The sequence below is a fragment of the Streptomyces sp. NPDC093544 genome (assembly GCF_040683495.1).
In the GTDB taxonomy this organism is placed as follows: Bacteria; Actinomycetota; Actinomycetes; order Streptomycetales; family Streptomycetaceae; genus Streptomyces.
Map to the genome: position 1 here is coordinate 296048 of NZ_JBFBEA010000010.1, position 21755 is coordinate 317802.

The 21755-nt window shown below is 70.4% G+C and carries 16 protein-coding genes, 2 rRNA genes and 1 pseudogene; 5 read left to right on the top strand and 14 right to left on the bottom strand.

Annotated elements, in window-relative coordinates; all coding sequences use genetic code 11:
* Positions 1-24: 24 nt before the first annotated feature.
* Positions 25-1701: a CTP synthase gene (locus AB0N66_RS17860; protein ID WP_365435299.1), complete on the bottom strand. Its 1677-nt coding sequence runs from the start codon at positions 1699-1701 to the stop codon at positions 25-27.
* Between the two features lie 462 nt (positions 1702-2163).
* On the opposite strand from AB0N66_RS17860, the gene AB0N66_RS17865 reads away from it, so the two are divergent.
* From AB0N66_RS17865 to AB0N66_RS17875, 3 genes are all read left to right on the top strand, one after another.
* A complete protein-coding gene (locus tag AB0N66_RS17865) occupies positions 2164-3966 on the top strand; it encodes a glycoside hydrolase family 15 protein (RefSeq protein ID WP_365435218.1) in 1803 nt (600 codons plus the stop codon).
* 111 nt (positions 3967-4077) lie between these two features.
* A complete protein-coding gene (locus AB0N66_RS17870; protein WP_365435221.1) occupies positions 4078-5466 on the top strand; it encodes an FAD-binding oxidoreductase in 1389 nt (462 codons plus the stop codon).
* Between the two features lie 74 nt (positions 5467-5540).
* On the top strand, positions 5541-7175 hold the full coding sequence (locus AB0N66_RS17875) for a PucR family transcriptional regulator (protein WP_365435224.1): 1635 nt from the start codon (positions 5541-5543) through the stop codon (positions 7173-7175).
* Between the two features lie 13 nt (positions 7176-7188).
* Here the strand turns inward: AB0N66_RS17875 and AB0N66_RS17880 are convergent, their stop codons facing one another.
* From AB0N66_RS17880 to AB0N66_RS17900, 5 genes are all read right to left on the bottom strand, one after another.
* Complete coding sequence (locus tag AB0N66_RS17880; RefSeq protein WP_365435227.1) at positions 7189-8325, bottom strand: glycosyltransferase family 4 protein; 1137 nt, start codon at positions 8323-8325, stop codon at positions 7189-7191.
* Between the two features lie 380 nt (positions 8326-8705).
* Positions 8706-10436, bottom strand: a complete 1731-nt coding sequence (gene recN / locus AB0N66_RS17885; protein ID WP_365435230.1) for a DNA repair protein RecN — start codon at positions 10434-10436, stop codon at positions 8706-8708.
* Between the two features lie 161 nt (positions 10437-10597).
* Positions 10598-11503: an NAD kinase gene (locus tag AB0N66_RS17890; protein WP_365435233.1), complete on the bottom strand. Its 906-nt coding sequence runs from the start codon at positions 11501-11503 to the stop codon at positions 10598-10600.
* Complete coding sequence (locus AB0N66_RS17895; protein ID WP_365435236.1) at positions 11500-12315, bottom strand: TlyA family RNA methyltransferase; 816 nt, start codon at positions 12313-12315, stop codon at positions 11500-11502. Before AB0N66_RS17895 ends, AB0N66_RS17890 begins: the two co-directional genes overlap by 4 nt.
* 29 nt (positions 12316-12344) lie before the next feature.
* On the bottom strand, positions 12345-12683 hold the full coding sequence (locus tag AB0N66_RS17900) for a hypothetical protein (RefSeq protein WP_365435239.1): 339 nt from the start codon (positions 12681-12683) through the stop codon (positions 12345-12347).
* 42 nt (positions 12684-12725) lie between these two features.
* Between AB0N66_RS17900 and AB0N66_RS17905 the strand changes: the two genes are divergently transcribed.
* Positions 12726-13073 carry an SCP2 sterol-binding domain-containing protein gene (locus AB0N66_RS17905; RefSeq protein WP_365435242.1) on the top strand — a complete coding sequence of 116 codons (348 nt, stop codon included), beginning with the start codon at positions 12726-12728 and terminating at the stop codon, positions 13071-13073.
* Here AB0N66_RS17905 and AB0N66_RS17910 read toward each other — a convergent pair.
* The 4 genes from AB0N66_RS17910 to AB0N66_RS17925 all read right to left on the bottom strand — a co-directional run bounded on the left by AB0N66_RS17910 (position 13057) and on the right by AB0N66_RS17925 (position 17486).
* Positions 13057-13995: an ABC transporter ATP-binding protein gene (locus tag AB0N66_RS17910; protein ID WP_365435245.1), complete on the bottom strand. Its 939-nt coding sequence runs from the start codon at positions 13993-13995 to the stop codon at positions 13057-13059. The two genes, AB0N66_RS17905 and AB0N66_RS17910, sit on opposite strands and share 17 nt — an antisense overlap.
* Positions 13996-14060: 65 nt before the next feature.
* A complete protein-coding gene (locus AB0N66_RS17915; RefSeq protein WP_365435302.1) occupies positions 14061-15098 on the bottom strand; it encodes an iron chelate uptake ABC transporter family permease subunit in 1038 nt (345 codons plus the stop codon).
* A 116-nt stretch (positions 15099-15214) separates the two neighbouring features.
* Positions 15215-16258: an iron chelate uptake ABC transporter family permease subunit gene (locus tag AB0N66_RS17920; RefSeq protein WP_365435248.1), complete on the bottom strand. Its 1044-nt coding sequence runs from the start codon at positions 16256-16258 to the stop codon at positions 15215-15217.
* A gap of 199 nt (positions 16259-16457) precedes the next feature.
* The gene (locus tag AB0N66_RS17925; protein ID WP_365435251.1) at positions 16458-17486 is read right to left on the bottom strand and encodes an HAD hydrolase-like protein; all 1029 of its coding nucleotides are present in this window, start codon (positions 17484-17486) and stop codon (positions 16458-16460) included.
* Between the two features lie 72 nt (positions 17487-17558).
* Here AB0N66_RS17925 and AB0N66_RS17930 point away from each other — a divergent pair, with 72 nt between their 5' ends.
* Positions 17559-18848, top strand: a complete 1290-nt coding sequence (locus AB0N66_RS17930) for a DUF1015 domain-containing protein (protein WP_365435254.1) — start codon at positions 17559-17561, stop codon at positions 18846-18848.
* A 93-nt stretch (positions 18849-18941) separates the two neighbouring features.
* Here the strand turns inward: AB0N66_RS17930 and AB0N66_RS17935 are convergent, their stop codons facing one another.
* The 4 genes and pseudogenes from AB0N66_RS17935 to AB0N66_RS17950 form a co-directional block, all read right to left on the bottom strand.
* On the bottom strand, positions 18942-19778 hold the full coding sequence (locus AB0N66_RS17935; protein WP_365435305.1) for a hypothetical protein: 837 nt from the start codon (positions 19776-19778) through the stop codon (positions 18942-18944).
* Positions 19779-19934: 156 nt separating this feature from the next.
* Positions 19935-21305, bottom strand: a pseudogene (locus AB0N66_RS17940) (hypothetical protein); the annotation flags it as partial.
* 123 nt (positions 21306-21428) lie between these two features.
* A 5S ribosomal RNA gene (rrf, locus tag AB0N66_RS17945) occupies positions 21429-21545 on the bottom strand.
* A 136-nt stretch (positions 21546-21681) separates the two neighbouring features.
* Positions 21682-21755 (bottom strand): 23S ribosomal RNA (locus AB0N66_RS17950); the annotation flags it as partial.

The window sequence follows — 21755 nt, forward strand, 5'->3', positions numbered from 1 at the left end:
CCCGACCACCGTACAACCCTTGTGTTACTTGCCTGTCTTGCCTGTCTTACGTCCCACCGCGGCCTTGATCAGACCCGCGAAGAGCGGGTGCGGGCGGGTCGGGCGGGAGCGCAGCTCGGGGTGCGCCTGGGTCGCGACCAGGTACGGGTGGATGTCACGCGGGTACTCGACGTACTCGACGAGCTTGCCGTCCGGCGAGGTTCCGGAGAACTGCAGACCGGCCTTCTTCTCCAGTTCGGCGCGGTAGGCGTTGTTCACCTCGTAACGGTGACGGTGGCGCTCCTCGACGTACTCCTTGCCGTCGTACACCTCGCGCGCGATGGAGCCCTCGGCGAGCTTGGCCGGGTACATGCCCAGCCGCATCGTGCCGCCCATGTCGCCCTCGCCCGCCACGATGTCGAGCTGCTCGGCCATGGTCGAGATGACGGGGTGAGCGGTGCCGGAGTCGAACTCGGTGGAGTTGGCGTCGGCGATGTCGGCCAGGTTGCGCGCGGCCTCGATCACGATGCACTGCAGGCCGAGACAGAGGCCGAGCAGCGGGATCTTGTTCTCACGGGCGTACTGAATGGCGCCGACCTTGCCGGACACACCGCGGTCGCCGAAGCCACCGGGGATACAGATCGCGTCGACGTCGCCGAGCTGCTTGGCCGCGCCTGCCGGGGTCTTGCAGTCGTCCGAGGTGACCCACTTGATCGTCACGCGGGCCTTGTTCGCGAAACCGCCGGCGCGCAGCGCCTCGGTGACCGAGAGGTAGGCGTCGGGGAGGTCGATGTACTTGCCGACCAGCCCGAGCTTGATCTCGTGGAGCGGGCTGTGGACGCGGTCGAGCAGGTCGTCCCAGGCCGTCCAGTCCACGTCGCGGAAGGCCAGGTCCAACTTGCGGACGACGTACGCGTCCAGGCCCTCGGTGTGCAGAACCTTCGGGATGTCGTAGATCGACTTGGCGTCGATGCACGCGACCACGGCCGCCTCGTCGACGTCGCACATCAGCGAGATCTTGCGCTTGATGGCCGTGGGAACCTCGCGGTCCGCGCGCAGCACGATCGCGTCCGGCTGGATACCGATGTTGCGAAGCGCCGCAACCGAGTGCTGGGTCGGCTTCGTCTTCAGCTCCCCGGAGGGGCCGATGTACGGGAGGAGCGAGATGTGGACGACGAACACATTGTCGCGGCCGACCTCGTGACGGACCTGACGGACCGTCTCCAGGAAGGGCAGCGACTCGATGTCGCCGACCGTGCCGCCGACCTCCGTGATGACCACGTCGACGTCGTCGGTGGCCATCCGGCGGATGCGGTGCTTGATCTCGTTGGTGATGTGCGGGATGACCTGCACGGTGTCGCCCAGGTACTCGCCGCGCCGTTCCTTGGCGATGACCGTCGAGTACACCTGGCCGGTGGTGACGTTCGCCGAGCCGTCCAGGTCCACGTCGAGGAAACGCTCGTAGTGGCCGATGTCCAGGTCGGTCTCGGCGCCGTCGTTGGTGACGAACACCTCACCGTGCTGGAACGGGTTCATGGTGCCGGGGTCGACGTTCAGGTACGGGTCGAGCTTCTGCATCGTGACCCGCAGCCCCCGCGCCTTGAGCAACATACCCAGACTCGAGGCCGTGAGGCCCTTGCCGAGGGAGGAGGCGACACCCCCGGTGACGAAGATGTGCTTGGTCGTCGTGGCTGTGCTGTTTCGAAAAGCAGCGGGCGTCATGGCCAAGAGGGGGCTCCCGTGGTCGCGGTCTGGGGTGCGTACCGGCGTGGTGTCCGGGGATCTCCGGAGGTGCCGTCGCTGCGGTTCGGGGGTTTTTCTCCCACCGGTCCACGGGCTACCAGGGTATCAGCGACGCGGAGAGGCCGCTTCCGGCCACGCTCCGCACACACGTCGCCACGCACCCCACACGTCACTCACTCGATCGGCCCAGCCGGGTTACCGGGAGCGGCACGCGGATCTCCCACGTGCGTCGTATCCTGCTCGGACACTCGCTGCCGAGCCCGGCCGACACACGGCACCATCCCCGTCCGTATCCCGGAACACGTGAGCTCGTCAGTTCGTTTCGCAACGACAATCGCACCGACTAATTGACGTTTCGTAGCGACGCATTACCAACGTTCCCTTGACCGCAAGAGCGACCGCCCCGCAGGGGGCGAGGTAGCCGTTCGACTGGAGTTGCACGTGGCCGGGCGCATCGAGGACTACGCACTCATCGGAGACATGCAGACAGCCGCGCTGGTCTGCCGGGACGGCACAGTCGACTGGCTGTGCCTGCCCCGCTTCGACTCCCACGCCGTCTTCGCAGGACTGCTCGGCACGGAGGAACACGGATTCTGGCGGCTCGGCCCGGCGCACGCGGCCGATGCCAAACCGCCGATGGCGGCGCGCCGCACCTACCGCGGCGACTCGCTGATCCTGGAATCCGAGTGGGATACGCCACGCGGCACGGTCCGCGTGACCGATTTCATGCCCCCGCGCGACGGCGCGCCGCAGCTGATCCGGATCGTGGAGGGCGTCTCGGGCCGGGTCCCGATGCGCTCAGCGCTGCGAATGCGTTTCAGTTACGGCCGCGTCGTGCCCTGGGTGCACAAGCACGAGGGGCGGACGGTCGCCGTCGCCGGTCCCGACTCTGTGTGGTTCGACACAACCTGCGAGACCTACGGCAAGGCGCTGACCACGTACGCCGACTTCACCGTGGCGCCGGGCGACCGGATCGCGTTCACCATCTCGTGGGAGCCCTCGCACAAGGCGCCCCCCGCGCTGCCCGAGCCGGAGCAGTCGCTGGAGGCCACCGAGGAGTTCTGGCGCGACTGGGTCGACCAGTGCACGTACCACGGTCCCTACCGCGAGGCCGTCGTCCGCTCCCTGATCACCCTCAAGGCCCTGACGTACGCGCCCACGGGCGGCATCGTCGCCGCGCCCACGACCTCGCTCCCGGAGGAGATCGGCGGCGTACGCAACTGGGACTACCGCTACACCTGGCTGCGTGACGCCGCCATCACCCTGTCCTCGCTGCTGCGCACCGGCTACCGCGAAGAGGCCCGCGCCTGGCGCGAGTGGCTGCTGCGCGCGGTCGCCGGTGACCCCGAGAACCTGCAGATCATGTACGGCATCGCGGGCGAAAGGGAGTTGGGCGAGGCGGAGCTCCACTGGCTTCCCGGATACGAGAATTCGGGGCCCGTACGCGTCGGCAACGGAGCCGCGGGTCAGCTCCAGCTCGACGTGTACGGCGAGGTCACCGAAGCCCTGCACCTCGCCCACATGACGGGCCTGTCCCGCAACGACTACGCCTCGCTCCTCCAGCTCAAGCTGATCCGCTACCTGGAGGACCACTGGGACCAGCCGGACGAGGGCATCTGGGAAGTCCGCGGTCCGCGCCGCCACTTCGTGCACTCCAAGGTGATGGCCTGGGTCGCGGTCGACCGCACGATCAAGCTCATCGAGTCCGGTGACGCGGACGGTCCGCTGGAGAAGTGGCGCGAGCTGCGCGACGACATCCACCGGGACGTGTGCGAGAAGGGCTACGACAAGGAGCGCAACACGTTCACGCAGTCGTACGGCTCCAAGGAGCTGGACGCCTCGCTGCTCCTCATCCCGCAGATGGGCTTCCTGCCGCCGGACGACAAGCGTGTGATCGGCACCATCGAGGCCATCCAGCGCGAGCTGTCGACCTCGGACGGCTTCATCCTGCGCTACCCGACCAGCGGCGAGCACGCGGGCGTGGACGGCCTGGAGGGCGACGAAGGTGCCTTCCTGGCCTGCTCGTTCTGGATGGCGGACGACCTCGCGATGATCGGGCGGGTCGACGAGGCCCGCAAGCTCTTCGAGAGGCTGCTCGCGCTCCGCAACGACCTGGGCCTGCTCGCCGAGGAGTGGGACCCCCGGCTCAAGCGCCAGGTCGGGAACTTCCCGCAGGCGTTCAGTCACGTTCCGCTGATCGACACGGCGCTCAGGCTGACCGCTTCTGGCGCGTATGGCGGCTGAACGCGATCAACGCTCCTGAAGCTTCTCCAGAACGCTTCTGAACGCGCCCGATCCGCCGCACCCGCCTAGGCTGAGAGGCAGTCCTGTCCCCTTCTGAAAGGGGCGGCTGCCATGGCTCCCCTCTCCAAGGCGGGCGCGGCTCTCGCCGCGTTCCGCGCGGATCTGGCCGGCGACATGTTCACCGCGAGCGACCCGGGTTACGACGAGGCCCGGTCGGTCCACAACGGGATGATCGACCGGCGACCGGCGGTGATCGCGCAGTGCGCGAACGAGACCGATGTGGTCCGTTCGGTGCGGTTCGGGCGCGAACTCGACCTGCCGATCGCGGTGCGCGGCGGCGGCCACAGCGTGGCCGGCATGGCCCTGAACGACGGTGGTCTGGTCGTCGATCTGCGCCGGATGCACGACGTGACGGTCCATCCCGGTTCCCAGTCGGTACGGATCCAGGGCGGCGCCCTCATGAGCCATCTCGACCGTGCCACCCAGCCGTACGGCCTGGCGACCACCGGCGGCCGGGTCTCGACGACCGGTGTCGGCGGCTTCGTGCTGGGCGGTGGCAGTGGCTGGCTGGACCGGCGGTTCGGCCTGGCGATCGACAATCTGCTCGGCGTCGAGCTGGTCACAGCGGACGGCACGAAGGTCCGGGCCACCGCCGAGGAGAACCCCGAGCTGTTCTGGGCCCTGCACGGCGGCGGCGGGAACTTCGGTGTCGCCACCGCGCTGACCCTGAGGCTGCACGAGCTGCCCGAGTTCTCCGTCGCCCTGCTGATGTATCTGCCGGAGAGCGGCCCCGAGGTGGTCCACCTCTACCGCGAGATCATCGCGACGGGACCGCCCGAGGCGAGCGGCGGCATCATCTATCTGACCGGCCCGCCCGAGGAGTTCATCCCCGAGCATCTGGTCGGCCAACGGCTGTGTGCCGCGCTCCTGACGTACGCGGGCGGCGAGGAAGGCCTGCGCAAACTCGCCCAGCCGCTCCTCGCTCTGCCGCACGAGGCCGAGATCGTCAGCGCCCTCCCCTACGCCGACTTCCAGTGCATGCTCGACGACCCGCCCGGCATGCGGAACTACTGGTCCGCCGAGTACCTGACGGGCCTGCCCGACGAACTCGTGGACATCTTCTGCGCCCTCGGAGACACCATGCCCGTGCCCACAGGTACCCAGCACGTCCTGTTCCCGCAGGGCGGCGCGATCACCACGGGCCCCGCCGAGTTCCCGGTGCCCTACCGGAACGCCCCATGGGCCGTGCACCCCTTCGGCGTCTGGGAGGACCCCGCCGACGACGAAGCCTGCGTCCGCTGGGTCAAGGGCGTCCGCGCCGAGGTCCAGCCGTGGAGCACCGGCGCGGTCTACCTCAACTTCATCGGCGACGAGGGCGAGGACCGGGTGGTGGCCGGCCTCGGCACCGAGAACACCCGGCGCCTGGCCGCGGTGAAAGCGGAGTACGACCCCGACAACGTCTTCCGCTTCAACCACAACATCGCCCCCGTGCCCGGCTGAGCGCGGCGATCATCCCTGCTCGCGCAACGGGCCGGAGATGTTCCGGAACGTGCCGGCGGGTAGCGTCCGGGACCATGGACAGCCGTTACGACACCCAGGGCGCCGGAATCACCGTGCAGCGGGCGCTGGAGCTGCCGGGACTGCGCAGTGGGCTCCCGGAGATCCTCGCGGGGGCCGACCGGCTGCAGCGGACCGTGCGCTGGGTGCACGCGGGTGAGGTCCCGAACATCGCCTCGCTCCTCAAGGGCGGCGAACTGCTCCTGACCACGGGGTACGGCCTCGGCACCCGCCCCGCCGACCAGCGCGCCTTCGTCCGCACACTGGCCGAGCGCGGCATCGCGGCCCTGGTGGTGGAGCTCGGCCCGCGTTTCACCCGGCTGCCCGCGGCTCTCGTGGAGACGGCCAGGTCCACCGGTCTCCCCCTCGTCCAGCTGCACCGCGAGGTGCCCTTCGTGGCCGTCACGGAGGAGATCCACACCGAGATCGTCAACGGCCACTACGCCCTGCTCCAGCAGGCCGAGGAGGTGCACCGACGATGTACCGAGGCCCTCCTCGGCGGGGGCGGCGTACCCCAGGTCCTCGGCATTCTCGCGGACTTCAGCGGCAACCCGGTGTTCCTGGAGACGGCCGAGGGACAGCTCCTGTACGCCGCCGGGTCCGGGTCGGGCGGCGCGGGCACCGATCCGCTCCAGGTGTGGGAGGGGATGCGCGGCCAGCACAAGGAGGAACCGCCCGCCGGAACGACCCTCGTGGACGTGCCCGGGGGCGGCCCCGGCACCAACTCGGTACGGGCCCGGCTGGTCGTGCTGCCCGTAAGCGCCCCCGTCGCCCCGGTGCACCGGCTCGCGACGGAGCGGGCAGCCGGCATCCTGGCCGTCGTCCTGATGCAGGCCCGCCAGGAGGAGGAGCTCGCGGCGCGCGGACGCGGCGACTTCCTCACCGACCTCGCCGAGGGCCGTATCGAGGCGGAGGACGCGCCGGCGCAGGCCCGGGTGCTCGGCTTCAAGCCCGGCAACAGCCCGCTCCTGCCGGTCGTGATGCGGCTCACCGACGGCCTCTCCCCCGGCGGCGGCTGGGCGGTGCTGGCCCGCGCGGTCGCGGAGGAGCTGGCCTCGGTCGGGGTGCCCGTCCTGCTCGGCGTACGACCTGTCGAGGGCCGTGTCCCGCTTCTGCTGGGCCTGCGCTCGGAGTCCGAGCGTTCGGCCGTCGCGGACCGGGTCGCGGCGGCACTGCGGGCGGGTGTGGAGCGCGCGGGCATGCAGCGGCCCGGCGCGCAGCCGCCGGTGGTGGTCGTCGGCGTGGCGGGCGGCTGGGCGGCGGCCTCAGCGGGTCTGCGGCACGCGGCGGAGACGGCGACAGCCGCGCAGGGCCTCATCGACCGCCCCTGGTACGACGCCCGCCGCCTGGACATCGACCTGCTCCTGTGGCGGTTGCGCGACCACCCGGACCTGGCGGCCTTCGTGGACCGCGCCATCGGCCCGCTCCGCGACCACGACAACCGCTCCAAGCCGCCGCTTCTCCCGACCCTGGAGACGTACCTGACCCACGCGGGCCGCAAGGCGGAGACGGCCCGCGAGCTGCATCTCAACCGCCAGACGCTCTACAACCGCCTAGCCCGGATCGGGGAGTTGCTGGGCACGGACCTGGACGACCCGCAGACGGTACTGGCGTTGAGCCTGGCACTGCGGGCGCGGAGGCATGTGTCCTGACCGGGCAGGCGCCTCAGCCAAGAGGTCGCGGCTGGGTCAACTCGTCGTAGACGCTGAGCACTTGGGCGACCGTCTCGTCCTCGGTCGGCCAGGTCGCCGCCTGCAGGACACCCTTCTCCTTCAGGAACTCCCGACGGACGGGATCCTGAAGAAGGCGTACGACGGCTTCGGCGAGCGCCTGCGCATCCCCGTACGGGACGAGTTCGGCCGCGTCGCCGACCAGATCGGGGATACCGCCGACAGCGGTCGTGACGAGCGGCACACGCGCGTGGAGGGCCTCCTGCGCCAGCACGGACCGGGATTCCCAACTGCTCGGCAGCAGTGCGAGATCGGCCGCCGTGAGTAGCTCGGTGATGTCGTCGCGCCGCCCGACCAGGCGGACGGGCAGGCCTTCGTCCTCGATACGGCGCTGCAGCACCGTCCGGAGCGGCCCCTCCCCCGCGATCACGAGCAGCGGCAGGGGATCGAGGTCGCGCCACGCGCGGGCGGCGTCCAGCAGGACGTCGTACCCGCGGTGCCGGTCGAGGGAGCCGACGGCCATCAGCAACGGGCGCTCGATGGCGCCGAGTTCGGCCCGCGCCTTGTGCCGCAGCCGGTCGGGATCCCCGCTCTCGACGGCACCACGCGGCACCGGCGACGCGACGGCGGCCAGCCGCGCGTCGCGGGCGCCCCTGCTGCGGGCCCGGTCCACCAGGTCGGAGGACGTGCCGAGAACGACAGCGGCCGCCTTGGCGACCCGCCGCTCCAGCATGCGCAGCAGATGCGCCCGCGCACCCTCGGCGTGCGGACGCGTATGCCAGGTGACGACGAGCGGGATACGCCGCCCACTCAGCGCCAACGCGGCCCTCAGCGCGGCGTGCAGCCCGTGCGCGTGCACCAGGTCGGCGTCCGCGCAGGCCGTCCGCAGCGCGGCCATGGAGACGGGGTCGTTGCTGCGCGGCACCGGAACATGCTGCGCACCCGCGCCCGTGAACCCGTAGGCACGATCGGCATCGGCGGGGGCGCACACGGTGACCCGCACGCCCCGGGCGACGAGACCCGAGGTCAGCGACCGCACATGCGCGCAGCTGCGCGCGCTCCCACCGCCGAGCACCTGCACGGTGCGCAGCGGCGACTGGCCGTGCGGTGAGTGGCTGCTCACGTGGCTCACGTGGCCGGGGCTCCTGGTTCGGCGTCGGAACGGTCACGAAGAAACGTACAGAAGGGGTGTACCGCACGTCGCGCTCCGCATACAACGCCAAGGATGCCAGGCCGCCCAGGCGTTCCGACACCACCACCGGAACCAGATCACGACGCCCCGGCCAACTCGAGGGCCTGAGTCACTCACACGAGTGAGGGCCGCGGAGCGGCCCGGATCCGGGGACCGCGGAGCGGTCGAAACAGGCGGGTGGGCGGGAAAACGCCGCGGAGCGGCGGAGATCGAACCGCGGAGCGGGTCAAAGCAAGGCCGCGGAGCGGGTCAAGGCACAGCCGCGGAGCGGGTCAAGGGCGCGCGGCGGAGCGGCGGAGAGACACCCCGCCCGCCGGCGGCTACCCGTCCGCTCGGGCCGTCGCCAGAAGCTCCTCCGCGTGTGCTCGGGCCGTCTCCGAGTGTTCCTGTCCGGCCAGCATGCGGGACAGCTCACGGATTCGGTCCTCGCCTTCCAGGACCTTGACCCCGGACCGGGTCACGGACCCGTCGTTGGTCTTCTCGACGAGCAGCTGCCGGTCGGCGAACGCGGCGACCTGCGGGAGATGCGTGACGACCACGACCTGCGCGGTCTTCGCGAGTCGGGCGAGCCGCCGCCCGATCTCGACCGCGGCCTTGCCGCCGACACCCGCGTCGACCTCGTCGAACAGATACGTCGGCACCGGATCCGTACCCGCGAAGACGACCTCCACCGCGAGCATCACGCGCGAGAGCTCACCGCCGGAGGCACCCTTGGCGATGGGCCGGGGCGGTGCGCCCGGGTGCGGTGCCAGCAGCAGCTCGACCTCGTCGACGCCCGCGGGCCCGTACGCGACCGTACGGCCGTCGAGTTCCACGCCCTCCGGGTCGTCGGTCTGCCGGATCTCGAACGACACGCGCGCGTGCGGCATGGCGAGCGAGGCCAGCTCGGCGGTCACCGCGGCGGCGAACCGCTCGGCGGCCTCCGTACGGGCCTCCGTCAGCCCCTGGGCAAGTCCGCCCAGTTCGGCGCGGAGCGCGTCCCGCTCGGCGGTCAGCTCGTCGATCCGCTCGTCGTCGCCGTCGAGTTCGAGGAGCCGCGCGGCGCCCTGCTCGGCCCAGGAGAGCACGGCGTTGATGTCTTCGCCGTACTTCCGGGTGAGCTGGGTGAGTGCGGCCCGGCGCTCCTCGACCGCCGCGAGCCGCAGCGGATCGGCGTCTAGATCGTCGGCGTACCCGGCCAGCTCCCCGGCCACATCCCGCAGCAGGATGTTGACCTCCCCGATCCGCCCGGACAGCGCGCCGAGCGAGGAGTCGTGCGAACGTACGGCCTCAAGCGCCCGGTGCGCGCCCGCGACGAGCGTCGCCGCGTCGATGCCCTCGGGGTCCTCGGGATTGCCCGCGAGCGCCGCGTGCGCGACCGTGGCGGCCGACGCCAGCGCCTCCGCGTGGCCGAGCCGCTCGGCCTCCGCGGCCAGCTCCACGTCCTCGCCCTCCCGCGGTTCGACCCCCGCGATCTCGTCGAGTCCGAAGCGCAGCAGGTCGGCTTCCTGGGCCCGCTCACGCGCGCGCGTGGTGATCTCGTCCAGCTCGGCCGAGATCGCGCGCAGCCGGCGGTAGGCACCCGCGTACTTGGCGAGCGGCACGGCGACCGCGTCCCCCGCGTACCGGTCGAGCGCCTGCCGCTGCCGGGACAGCTTGAGCAGCCCCTGCTGGTCGGTCTGGCCGTGCACGGCGACGAGCTCGTCGGCAAGCTCGGCGAGCACCCCCACAGGCACGGAACGCCCGCCCAGGTGAGCCCGCGAGCGCCCCTCAGCTGAAACGGTACGGCTGATCAGCAGCGCCCCGTCGTCGAGTTCGGCTCCGGCCTCCTCGGCCCGCAGGACCGCGGTCCCGCCCGGGGGCACGGTGATCCGCCCCTCCACGACCGCGTTCTTGGCGCCGATCCGCACCAGGGCCGGGTCGGCACGCCCACCCAGCAGCAGCCCGAGGCTGGTGACCACCATCGTCTTGCCCGCACCGGTCTCACCGGTCACGGCGGTGAAGCCTGGCGACAGCTCGACCACCGCGTCGTCGATGACTCCGAGCGACCGTATCCGCATCTCCTCCAACACGCCCCCGACCTTACGAGGTCAGGGACCGGATGTGCGACGGCCCCCACCCCCCGGGTGCGAAGGCGCAGGTGACAAGGACCCACAAAGGGGCCGTTGTCACCCGCGGGAGTGGGCCACCGTACAAACGCCGTACACATCAATCCGTACAAACAGTCGTACGACTAGTGCGGCGCCCCGCGCCATCCGGAAACCGGCAGCGCGAACTTCGCGACCAGCCGGTCCGTGAACGACGCGTGATGCAGCCGAGCCAGCCGCACCGGCACAGCCCCCCGCCGGACCTCCACCCGAGCCCCCGGCGGCAACTCCAGCTTCCGCCGCCCGTCACACCACAGCACCCCCGGCGGAATGTGCGGCAGCACCTCCACCGCGAGCACCGAGTCCGGCGAGGTCACCAGCGGCTTCGCGAACAGCGCGTGCGCACTGATCGGCACCATCAGCAGCGCCTCGACCTCCGGCCACACCACGGGCCCGCCCGCGGAGAACGCGTACGCCGTGGAGCCGGTCGGCGTGGCGCAGACGATCCCGTCGCAGCCGAAGCCCGTCACCGGCCGCCCGTCGATCTCCAGCACGACCTCAAGGAGCTTCTCGGCGGAGACCTTCTGCACGGCCGCCTCGTTCAGCGCCCAGTCGGTGTGCACGATGTCGCCGTTCTGGTGCACGACGACGTCGACGGTCATCCGCTCCTCGACCTCGTACGCCTTGGTCACCACCCGGTCGACGACCTTGTCGAGGTCGTCCCGCTCGGCCTCCGCGAGGAAGCCGACGCGACCGAGGTTGACGCCGAGCATCGGCACCCCGGACGCACGGGCGAACTCGGCGCCGCGCAGCAGCGTCCCGTCACCGCCGAGCACGATCAGCAGTTCGCACCCGTCGAGGCACTGCGGTGTGGCCTCCTTCACGAGCTCCACGGTCGGTGGCAGCGGCAGGTCGGCCGCCTCTGCCTCCAGCACCCGTACGCCGATCCCGGAGCGCAACAGCCCCTGGACGACGAGTTCGGCGCTGCGGATCGCAGCGGGCCGCCCGGTGTGGGCAAGCAGGAAAACAGTACGAGCTCGGGTCTGTGTCAACGCGGCCCCTCCGCCACTGCACGGTCAACGTCGGCCGGGTCGAGTTCGGGTGCCCCGGCACGCAGCCACAGAAAGTACTCGACATTGCCCGAGGGTCCGGGCAACGGACTGGCCGTGACCCCCTGCACCCCGAGCCCCAGCCCCCAGGCACGCGCGGCCACACCGCGCACGGCCTCGGCCCTCAGTTCCGGGCTGCGCACGACACCGCCGCTGCCCAGCCGTTCCTTCCCCACTTCGAACTGTGGTTTGACCATCATCACCAGATCGGCGTCGGGCGCCGCGCACCGCGCGAGGGCGGGCAGCACCAGGCCGAGCGGGATGAAGGACAGATCCCCGACAACAAGATCCACGGGCTCCCCATCGATCGCCTCCAACGTCAACTCGCGTACGTTCGTACGGTCCTTGACGGTGACGCGTTCATCGCTCTGCAGAGACCAAGCAAGTTGACCGTAGCCGACATCGACGGCGACCACATGGGCGGCTCCCGCGCGCAGCAGTACGTCGGTGAAGCCGCCGGTGGACGCTCCGGCGTCCAGCGCCCGCCGTCCCTCGACCTTGAGCCCCTGCGGTACGAAGGCTTCCAGCGCGCCGGCGAGCTTGTGTCCGCCGCGCGAGACGTAGTCGGGGTCGCTGTCGTCCTGGGTCACCACGATCGCGGCCGCGGTCTCCACCTGGGTGGCGGGCTTGACCGCGAGGGTCTTGCCGACGGTGACCCTTCCCGCGGCGATCAGCTGTCCGGCGTGCTCGCGCGAGCGCGCGAGCTTCCGGCGGACCAGCTCGGCATCCAGGCGGCGGCGTGCCACTCCTGCCACGTTCGGTTCAGCTCCTGCGGTCGTTGGAATCAGAAGGTGTGGCCCGAAGGGCCTCGTTGAGGGGTGGTGGTCGGGTGACGGGTGGGCGGGGGCGCCGGAGGTTCCGGGCGGGCGTCGAGCGCGGTGAGCGCGTCGCGCAGCCCCCGGTGTACATCCTCGTACACCTCGACGTGTCCGTCGGTGGCGAGGTGGTCGGCGTCGGCCAGCCGGTCGAGCTGAGCGTCGATGTCCGCGTTGCCGGTGGGGGTGCGGGGGACGTTCAGCGGGGCCGGGGCGGCAAGGTCGTACGCGGGGACGGCATCGACCGGAACCTCCGGCTCCGGGACCTCGCCCTGCGGAGACGGGGTCTGGGGCACTGAGTCGCTCATGCCCCGACGCTACCCCGAAGCGCTGCGGTACCGTCCATCACGATGGCGACGATCGAGGAGTGCCGCAGCGCGCTCGAGAAGCTTGCGGACAACATGGCGGGCGCCGACGGGGACGTACGCGAGGCGGCGGCCCTGGACCGCTCGCTGAGCTGCCGTATCACCGACCTGGACATCACCTTCGTCGGTCGTCTCAGGGGCGGCCGGATCGAGGTGCTCGACACACTCCAGGGCGCGCCCTCCGAGAAGGCCCAGATCCGGCTCACGATGGACGGCGACGACCTGGTCGCGATGGTGAACGGCGAGCTGAACTTCGCGAAGGCCTGGGGCTCGGGCCGGGTGAAGCTGGAGGCGGGCCTGCGCGACCTGTTCCGGCTCAGGACCCTTCTTTAGCCGACACCGACGCCGATGCCGATGCCTTGACCGACGCCGATGCCTTGGCGGACGCCGATGCCTTGACCGACGTCGACGCCGACGCGGCCGCACGTGCCTTGCGCGCCGCCGGCACCACCAGCGGCGTCCCCGTCTCCGGGTCCTCGATGACCTGGCAGCGCAGCCCGAAGACCTCCTCGACCAGGTCGGCCGTGACGATGTCGCCGGGCGCCCCCTCGGCGATGATTTCGCCCTCGCGCAGGGCGATGAGGTGGGTGGCGTACCGGGCCGCGTGGTTGAGGTCGTGGAGTACGGCGACCAGGGTGCGGCCCTGTTCCTCGTGCAGTTCGGCGCACAGGTCGAGGACGTCGATCTGGTGCTGGATGTCGAGGTACGTCGTGGGCTCGTCGAGGAGCAGCAGCGGTGTCTGCTGAGCGAGGGCCATCGCGATCCACACGCGCTGCCGCTGGCCGCCCGACAGCTCATCGACATAGCGATCGGCGAGCTCGGCGACGCCGGTCGAGGCCATCGACTCCTGGACGACCCGCTCGTCCTCCGCGGACCACTGACGCAGCAGCCCCTGGTGCGGGTAACGGCCCCGGCCGACCAGGTCGCCGACCGTGATTCCGTCCGGCGCGATCGAGGACTGCGGCAGCAGCCCGAGCGTCCTGGCCACCTTCTTCGCGGGCATGGACTGGATGACCTGCCCGTCGAGCAGTACGCGTCCCTGGGAGGGCTTGAGCATCCGGGAAAGGGCGCGCAGCAGGGTCGACTTGCCGCAGGCGTTCGGGCCGACGATCACCGTGAAGGAGTTGTCGGGTATCTCCACCGACAGCTTCTCCGTGATGACGCGCTGGTCGTAGGCAAGGGTGACGTTCTCGGCGGACAGGCGGTTCACGGTGCTGGTGCTCCTCTTGATGTTCTCGTTCGCTGCGGCGTCCATTTCCGGCCGACCCGCCTTCCGCTCGGCGGTGTCGAATTCAGGCCGACCCGTCCTCCTCTCGGCGCTCATATCCGGCCCGCCTTCCGCTCGGTGACCAGGAGCCACAGCAGATAGACGCCGCCTAGGACTCCGGTCACCACACCCACGGGCAGCTGATCGGCGCCGAAGGCCCGCTGCGAGGCCCAGTCCGCGACGATCAGCAGGGTCGCGCCCATACACATGGAGGGCACCAGGTTCGGACCCGGCGAGCGGGTCAGCCGCCGGGCGAGCTGCGGCGAGGTGAGCGCCACGAAACCGACCGGTCCCGCGGCGGCGGTGGCGCCCGCGGTGAGCAGTACGGCGGCCAGCATCAGCAGCAGCCGCGTCCGCTCGACCCGCACACCGAGCGCGTACGAGACGTCGTCGCCCATCTCGATCATGCGCAGCCCGCGCGCGTTGCCGAGGACCAGGGGCACGAGGACGGCGCACATGATGAGCAGCGGCCATACCTGGGTCCAGTCACGGCCGTTGAGTGAGCCGGTCATCCAGACCACGGCGCGGGCCGCGTCGACGATGTCGGCCTTGGTGAGCAGATAGCCGTTGACCGCCGTGACGATCGCGGAGACACCGATACCGACCAGAACCAGTCGATAACCGTGCACACCTCGTTTCCATGCGAGCAGATAGATGGCGAGCCCGGTCACGAGTCCGCCCACAAGCGCCCCGAGAGCGACCTGGTTCGCGGTCCCGGAGAACAGCACGATCATGATGAGCGCGCCGGCCGTGGCGCCCTGCCCGAGGCCGAGCACGTCCGGACTGCCCAGCGGGTTGCGGGAGATGGACTGGAAGATCGCCCCGCCGAGCCCGAGCGAGGCCCCCACCAGCAGACCGACGATGACCCGCGGCAGCCGCAGGTCGTTGACGATGTACTCCTGGATGGTGGTCCCGTCGCCGAACAGCGTCTTGAGGACGTCCGGGGCCGAGATCGGGAAGTCGCCGGTGCCGATCAGCACGACGCTCGCGGTGAACGCGGCGGCCAGCAGCAGGACGACGACGGTGAACGCCCGGGCGTCGAGCCGGACAGACAGCCCGCGACCCGTCCGAACGGATCGGGTGCCCCGGATGCGGAGGGCCGGGGGGCGCTCAGCCGGATCGTGCGTTGCAGGATCGTGGGCGGCCGGACCGTGGGCGGCCGGACCGTGGGCGGCCGGATCGCCTGTGGCGGGATTGCGTGTGGTCGTCACAGCTGCGCCGTCCTCCGCCGTCGTACGAGATAGATGAAGACCGGGCCGCCGAGGACCGCGGTGACGATGCCGACCTGCAACTCCGCGGGCCGCGCGATCATCCGGCCGATGACATCGGCGCCCAGCAGCAGCACGGGCGACAGCACCGTCGCGTACGGCAGGATCCAGCGCAGGTCGGGCCCGGTGAAGGAGCGGACGACGTGCGGGACCATCAGACCGACGAACACGATCGGCCCGCAGGCGGCGGTCGCGGCGCCGCACAGCACGGTCGCGGCGGCCATGGACAACGCGCGGGTGCGGTTCAGGTTGGCGCCGAGCGCGCGGGCGGTGTCGTCGCCCATGGTCACGGCGTTCAGCGGTCGGGCGAGGGCCAGCGCGAGGATCATCCCGACCGCCAGGAACGGCAGCACCTGCTTGATGGTGGTGTCGGTGGCCGCGGCCAGCGAGCCGACCGTCCAGAAGCGCATCTTGCCGAGCGCGGCGTTGTCCGTGATCATCACGGCTTGCAGATAGCCGTAGAGCGCGGCGCTGATGGCCGTACCGGCGAGGGCGAGCCGCACCGGAGTCGCCCCCCGGCTGCCGCCGAGGAACCAGACCAGCGCGCCCACCGCGGCCGCCCCGAAGAAGGCGAACCAGACGTAGCCGTTCAGACTCGTGACGCCGAAAAACGTGATGGCGGTGACAACCGCGGCGGACGCGCCCGCGTTGATCCCGAGCAGTCCGGGGTCGGCCAGCGGATTACGGGTGAGCGCCTGGAGGACGGCCCCCGCCAGTCCCAACGCGGCACCGACCAGCAGTCCGAGGACGGTCCGGGAGAGCCGGTCACGGACCACGACATCCGCGTACGTCCCCGAGTCGTGGAAAAGGCCGTGCCAGACCTGATCCAGCGGCAGCGCTTTCGCACCGATGGCGATACTCGCCAGCGCGACGAGTACCAGCAGCCCCACGGACGCGAGGAGCCCAAAGGTACGTATCGCCCGTCGGGTTGGGGGCGCGGGGGCGGTCTCCGCGCGCTCTTCGGGAGGACTGTCAACCAACACCCAGTTAGGTTAGCCTACCCTCCCATCCCGGCTCGATCCCGTGTCACCGCAGATGAGCCCGGGTGCCCGTGCCCCACCTTCCGTGCCCCGCGCCTCGTACTCCGCGCTCTATGTCTGGCGCCTCGTGTCCCGCGCTCCACACTCCGTGCCTGTGCCAGGCGCCTCGTACCCCGTGGCCTCCGCCCCGCGCCCTCCGCGCTCAAAGCCCCAGCCGCGCCAGTGCCTTTCCGCCGTCCAGCTCGCACGTCCCGTCCCCGGCCGCCGTCCACGCCGCCGCGCACAGCGCCCGCAGCCCGTCCAGGGCCTCGCCGTCACCTTCCAGTTCCAGCCGTTCGTTCCCAGCCGTGGCCGTCCAGCCACCGCACCGGAAGCCGCCGTCCGCCTCGGTGACCTCCGGCTGCCCGGTGAGCAGCCCGCGCAGATCGGCATCGACATACGTCGGCCGGTGCTGCGGCGGTGCGGCGAGCAGCTGCGTGCCGTCCGTGACGCCGGTCAGTACGAGCAGCGAGTCCACCTCGCCGTTGAACGCGCCCTCGATGTCCGTGTCCAGCCGGTCACCGACGACCAGTGGCCTCTTGGCCCCGGTCCGCAGAATCGTCTCCCGGTGCATCGGAGGCAGCGGCTTGCCCGCCACCTGCGGCTCGGCGCCTGTGGCGATGCGTACGACCTCCACCGCCGCGCCGTTCCCCGGGGCGATCCCGCGTGCGCTGGGGATCGTCAGGTCGGTGTTGGACGCGAACCACGGCACCCCACGCGCGATGGCGTAGGACGCCTCCGCGAAGCGCCCCCAGGGCAGATCAGGACCGCCGAACCCCTGTACGACCGCCGCCGGGTCGTCGTCCGCCGACTCGACCGGTTCGAGCCCGCGCTCACGCAGCGCGACCCGCAGTCCCTCCCCGCCGATGACCAGCACACGCGCGCCGGCGGGCACCTGCTCGCTGATCAGCCGGGCCGCGGCCTGCGCCGAGGTGATGACGTCGGAGGCACCTGTCGGTATCCCCAGCTCCGTGAGGTGCTCGGCCACCGCGTCCGGCGTACGCAACGCGTTGTTCGTGACGTACGCGAGACGCATCCCGCCTGAGCGGGCCGTACCGAGGGACTCAATGGCGTGCGCGATGGCGTTCCCACCCGCGTACACCACCCCGTCCAGATCGAGCAGAGCCGTGTCGTACGCCTCACTCAGGGCCTGCGCACTGCCCTCGGGCCGCGTCCTGACGGTCTGGCTCATTCCGCATCGCTCCTCATTCGATCCCTTTGCCCTGATCATCGCGCATGCCACTGACACACTTACGATGCCTGAATGAACTATGCAGGTCCCACGCACGTACCCGCACGCATGGGCCTTGATCTGAACCCCTTCCGGGGTCTGCGCTACGACCCCGACCGGGTCGGCAGTCTGGCCGCCGTGACCTCACCGCCGTACGACGTCGTCGTACGGCCGGACGGTCTGCTCCACCTGGAATCCGCTGACCCGCACAACATCGTCCGGCTGATCCTCCCGCAGGACACCACCCCCACCGCACGCAACGAGCAGGCGGCCGAGACCCTGCACCGCTGGCTCTCCGAGGGTGTCCTCACCACCGATACCGAGCCGGGCCTGTACGTCTACGAACAGCGCGACGGCGACATGCTGCAACGCGGCATCATCGGCGCCCTGCGCCTGTCGGAGCCCTCGGACGGCGTCGTCCTCCCCCACGAGGACGTGATGCCGCATGTCGTCGCGGACCGCGCGGCCCTGATGCGTGCCACTTCCGCCAACCTGGAACCCCTGCTGCTGACATATCGCGGCAATGGTTCCCGGGTAGGCACCGCCGCCGTCATCGAACGCACCACCCAGCACCCGCCGCTCCTCTCCACCACTACGGAGGACGGCTTCAGCCACCGTCTGTGGGCGGTCACCGACCCCGCCGACCTCACCGAGATCCAGACAGACCTCGGTCACCACCAGGCCCTCATCGCCGACGGCCACCATCGCTGGGCAACGTATCTGCGTCTACGCGCGGAGCACCCCTCCCCCAGCCCCTGGGACTACGGCCTGGTCCTGCTGGTCGACACCAAGCGCTACCCGCTCCGCGTCCGGGCGATCCACCGCCTCCTGCACCGCCTGCCGGTCGCCGAAGCACTGGCCGCCCTCACGGACTCCTTCCGCGTACGCCGCCTCGACGTCCCCCTCTCCGAGGCCATGGAAGCCCTGGCCACAGCGGCCTCGGACGGAAACGCCTTCCTCCTTGCCGGCGACGGCGCCTTCCACCTCGTCGACCGTCCGTCCCCGGACCTCCTCGCCCGTACGATCCCGGGTGATCACCCCGAGGCCTGGCGCACCCTGGACGCGACGGTCCTGCACGCCACGCTCCTCGAACACGTCTGGGGCATTCCGGAGGACTCGCCCGAGCACATCGCGTACATCCACGACACGGCGGCCACCGTCGCCAAGGCGGAGCGTGACAACGGCACGGCCGTCCTGATGCATCCGGTCCGCGAGGAGGTCGTACGCGACCTGGCCCGCCAGGGCGTCACGATGCCCCGCAAGTCGACATCGTTCGGCCCGAAGCCGGCGTCGGGCCTGGTATTGCGGGCACTCGCGCGCTGACAGACACAGACGGGCGGAACCCCTTCCGGAGTCCCGCCCGTCCGCTTCTACGTCGCTTGTCTACGCCGCTTGTTCTACGTTTCCTGCGCGGCGTCAGCCTTGAGGCGCGTCCTTGGAGCCGTCCTCGTCCACGTCGTCGTCCTCGTCAGGCGTCTGCTCGCCCTCGGGAGCGTCGACTTCGTCCTCGTCCTCGTCCTCGATCTCGTCCTCGGGCTCAAGCACGGTCTCGATATCGGTCTCAGCCGACGTCTGCACCTCCGCCGCAGCCGTCGTCGCCGTCTCTGTCTCCGTTTCCGCCTCGTCCTCATCCTCGACGAGCGCGTCGAGGAACTCGACGCCGTCCAGCTCGGCGAGCCGGTCGGAGGCGTCCGTGCTGCCGTCCTTGTCGGACTCGATGGCCTTCGCGAACCACTCGCGCGCCTCACCATCCCGACCGGCGGCAAGCAGCGCGTCGGCGTAGGCGTAACGCAGTCGCGCGGTCCAGGACTGCACGGAGTTCGAGGCGAGCTCGGGGCCCTGAAGGGTCACGATGGCGGCGTCGATCTGCCCGATGTCCCGTCGCGCACCGGCAGCCACGAGGCGCATCTCGACCTGCCCGGCCTTGTCCAGCTTCTGGACCTCGGGCGCACCGGCCATGTCCAGCGCCTTCTCGGGCCGGCCGAGACCGCGCTCGCAGTCCGCCATGACCGGCCAAAGGTCTACGCCACCGGTCATACGACGCGCGGCCCGGAACTCGGCAAGCGCCTCGCTGTACTTCTGGCTCGCGTACGCGGCAAACCCGGCCGCCTCCCGCACGGCGGCGACACGCGATGCCAGGCGCAGGGCGACCTTCGAGTAGCCGTACGCCCCCTCGGGGTCCTCGTCGATGAGCCGGGCGACCATCACCAGGTTCTTGGCGACATCATCGGCAAGCCCCTTCGGGAGGCTCATCAGTTCCTGCCGTACGTCCTTGTCGATCTCGTCGCCAGTGACGTCCTCGGGGATCGGCAGCCGCTTGATCGGCTCACGGTCCCGGTCACGGTCGTCGCGGAAACTTCCGCCACCGCGGCGGTCGTCGCCACGCCGGTCGTCACGACCTCGGAAGCCACCGGAGCCACTGGGACGACCGCCCCGGTCGTCCCGGCGCGGGCCGGCTCCCCGGTCATCGCGCCCACGGAATCCACCGCCTCGGTTGTCGTCACGCTTGTCATCGCGGCGGAACGCCGGACGGTCGTCGCGACGGGCACCACCACGGTCGTCATCGCGGCGCGGCGCACTGCTGGGACGCTCATCACGGCGCGGACCACTGGTGGCGGGCCGCTCGTCACGACGGAAGCTGCTGCTACCACGGTTGTCATCACGACGATTGTCATCGCGACGGAAGCCACCACGGTCACCGCTGTCACGCCGATCGTCCCGACGGAAACCGCTGCCACCACGGTCGTCATCACGGCGAGGCGCACTGCTGGGGCGCTCATCACGGCGCGGACCACTGGCGGCGGGACGCTCATCCCGACGAAAGCCGCCGCTACCACGGTTGTCATCACGACGAGGCCCACTGCTGGGACGCTCATCACGCCGGAACGACGGACGATCCCCCTCGCGACCGCCACCACTTCCACTTCCACGGTCATCACGACGCGGGCCACTCGGGCGGTCATCTCGCCGGAACGGCGGGCGATCCCCCTCGCGACGGAATCCACCGCCTCGGTTGTCGTCACGCTTGTCGTCGCGGCGGAACGCCGGACGGTCGTCCCGGCGGTCGTCGCGACGGGCACCACCACGGTCGTCATCGCGGCGCGGCGCACTGCTGGGACGCTCATCACGCCGGAACCCGCCGCCGCGATTGTCATCACGACGGAAGCCACCACGGTCACCGCTGTCACGCCGATCGTCCCGACGGAAACCGCTGCTACCACGGTCGTCATCACGACGCGGCGCACTGCTGGGACGCTCATCACGGCGCGGACCACTGGCGGCGGGACGCTCATCACGACGGAAGCCGCCGCTACCACGGTTGTCATCACGACGATTGTCATCACGACGGAAACCGCTGCTACCACGGTTGTCATCACGACGAGGCCCGCTGCTGGGACGCTCATCACGCCGGAACGACGGACGATCCCCTTCGCGACCGCCACCACTTCCACTTCCACGGTCATCACGACGCGGGCCACTGGGACGCTCGTCACGCCGGAAGGGCGGGCGACCACCGCGGTCACCCTCGCGTCGGTCGTCGCGGCCACGGACGCCGCCGCCGCGGTTGTCATCACTGCGCGGGGCGCTGGGACGATCATCCCGCCGGAAACCGCCACGGTCCCCGGCACTCCTGTCGTCGCGCCGGCCCTGACTCCCGCCACGGTCGCCGTCACGGCGATCGTTGTCGCGGGGCGGGCCCCCGCGGTAGCCGCCGCGGTCACCACTGTCCCGGCGTCGCTGGTCGCGATCCGGTCGCTCATCGGGAGAGTTGGTGGACATGGTGACTCCTGTCTTCGGTACCGCAAGTCATTCTCGCGCAGCCAGGTACCCGGCGCGCTTCGGAAAAACAAAAAAGGACCTCTGGTCCCAGCGAGTCGCTGGGACCAGAGGTCCTCAAGATTTGTTCGGCGGCGTCCTACTCTCCCACAGGGTCCCCCCTGCAGTACCATCGGCGCTATAAGGCTTAGCTTCCGGGTTCGGAATGTAACCGGGCGTTTCCCTTATGCTATGACCACCGAAACCCTTTCAGACACCCCACGATAAAGCGGAGTCTTGAACGGGCAGCGAACAAGCACACTATTCAATTGATTAGTGAAACTGTTCAGCCAGCACAACCGTTCGTTGTCTGGGAACTACACAGTGGACGCGAGCAACTGAGGACAAGCCCTCGGCCTATTAGTACCAGTCAGCTTCGCCCATTACTGGGCTTCCACATCTGGCCTATCAACC

Bases quoted from the DNA above. Each gene is read 5' to 3' on its own strand.
- AB0N66_RS17860 (WP_365435299.1), bottom strand. From the start codon at position 1,701: ATGACGCCCGCTGCTTTTCGAAACAGCACAGCCACGACGACCAAGCAC.
- AB0N66_RS17870 (WP_365435221.1), top strand. From the start codon at position 4,078: ATGGCTCCCCTCTCCAAGGCGGGCGCGGCTCTCGCCGCGTTCCGCGCG.
- AB0N66_RS17875 (WP_365435224.1), top strand. From the start codon at position 5,541: ATGGACAGCCGTTACGACACCCAGGGCGCCGGAATCACCGTGCAGCGG.
- AB0N66_RS17900 (WP_365435239.1), bottom strand. From the start codon at position 12,683: ATGAGCGACTCAGTGCCCCAGACCCCGTCTCCGCAGGGCGAGGTCCCG.
- AB0N66_RS17905 (WP_365435242.1), top strand. From the start codon at position 12,726: ATGGCGACGATCGAGGAGTGCCGCAGCGCGCTCGAGAAGCTTGCGGAC.
- AB0N66_RS17910 (WP_365435245.1), bottom strand. From the start codon at position 13,995: ATGGACGCCGCAGCGAACGAGAACATCAAGAGGAGCACCAGCACCGTG.
- AB0N66_RS17925 (WP_365435251.1), bottom strand. From the start codon at position 17,486: ATGAGCCAGACCGTCAGGACGCGGCCCGAGGGCAGTGCGCAGGCCCTG.
- AB0N66_RS17930 (WP_365435254.1), top strand. From the start codon at position 17,559: ATGAACTATGCAGGTCCCACGCACGTACCCGCACGCATGGGCCTTGAT.
- AB0N66_RS17935 (WP_365435305.1), bottom strand. From the start codon at position 19,778: ATGAGCCTCCCGAAGGGGCTTGCCGATGATGTCGCCAAGAACCTGGTG.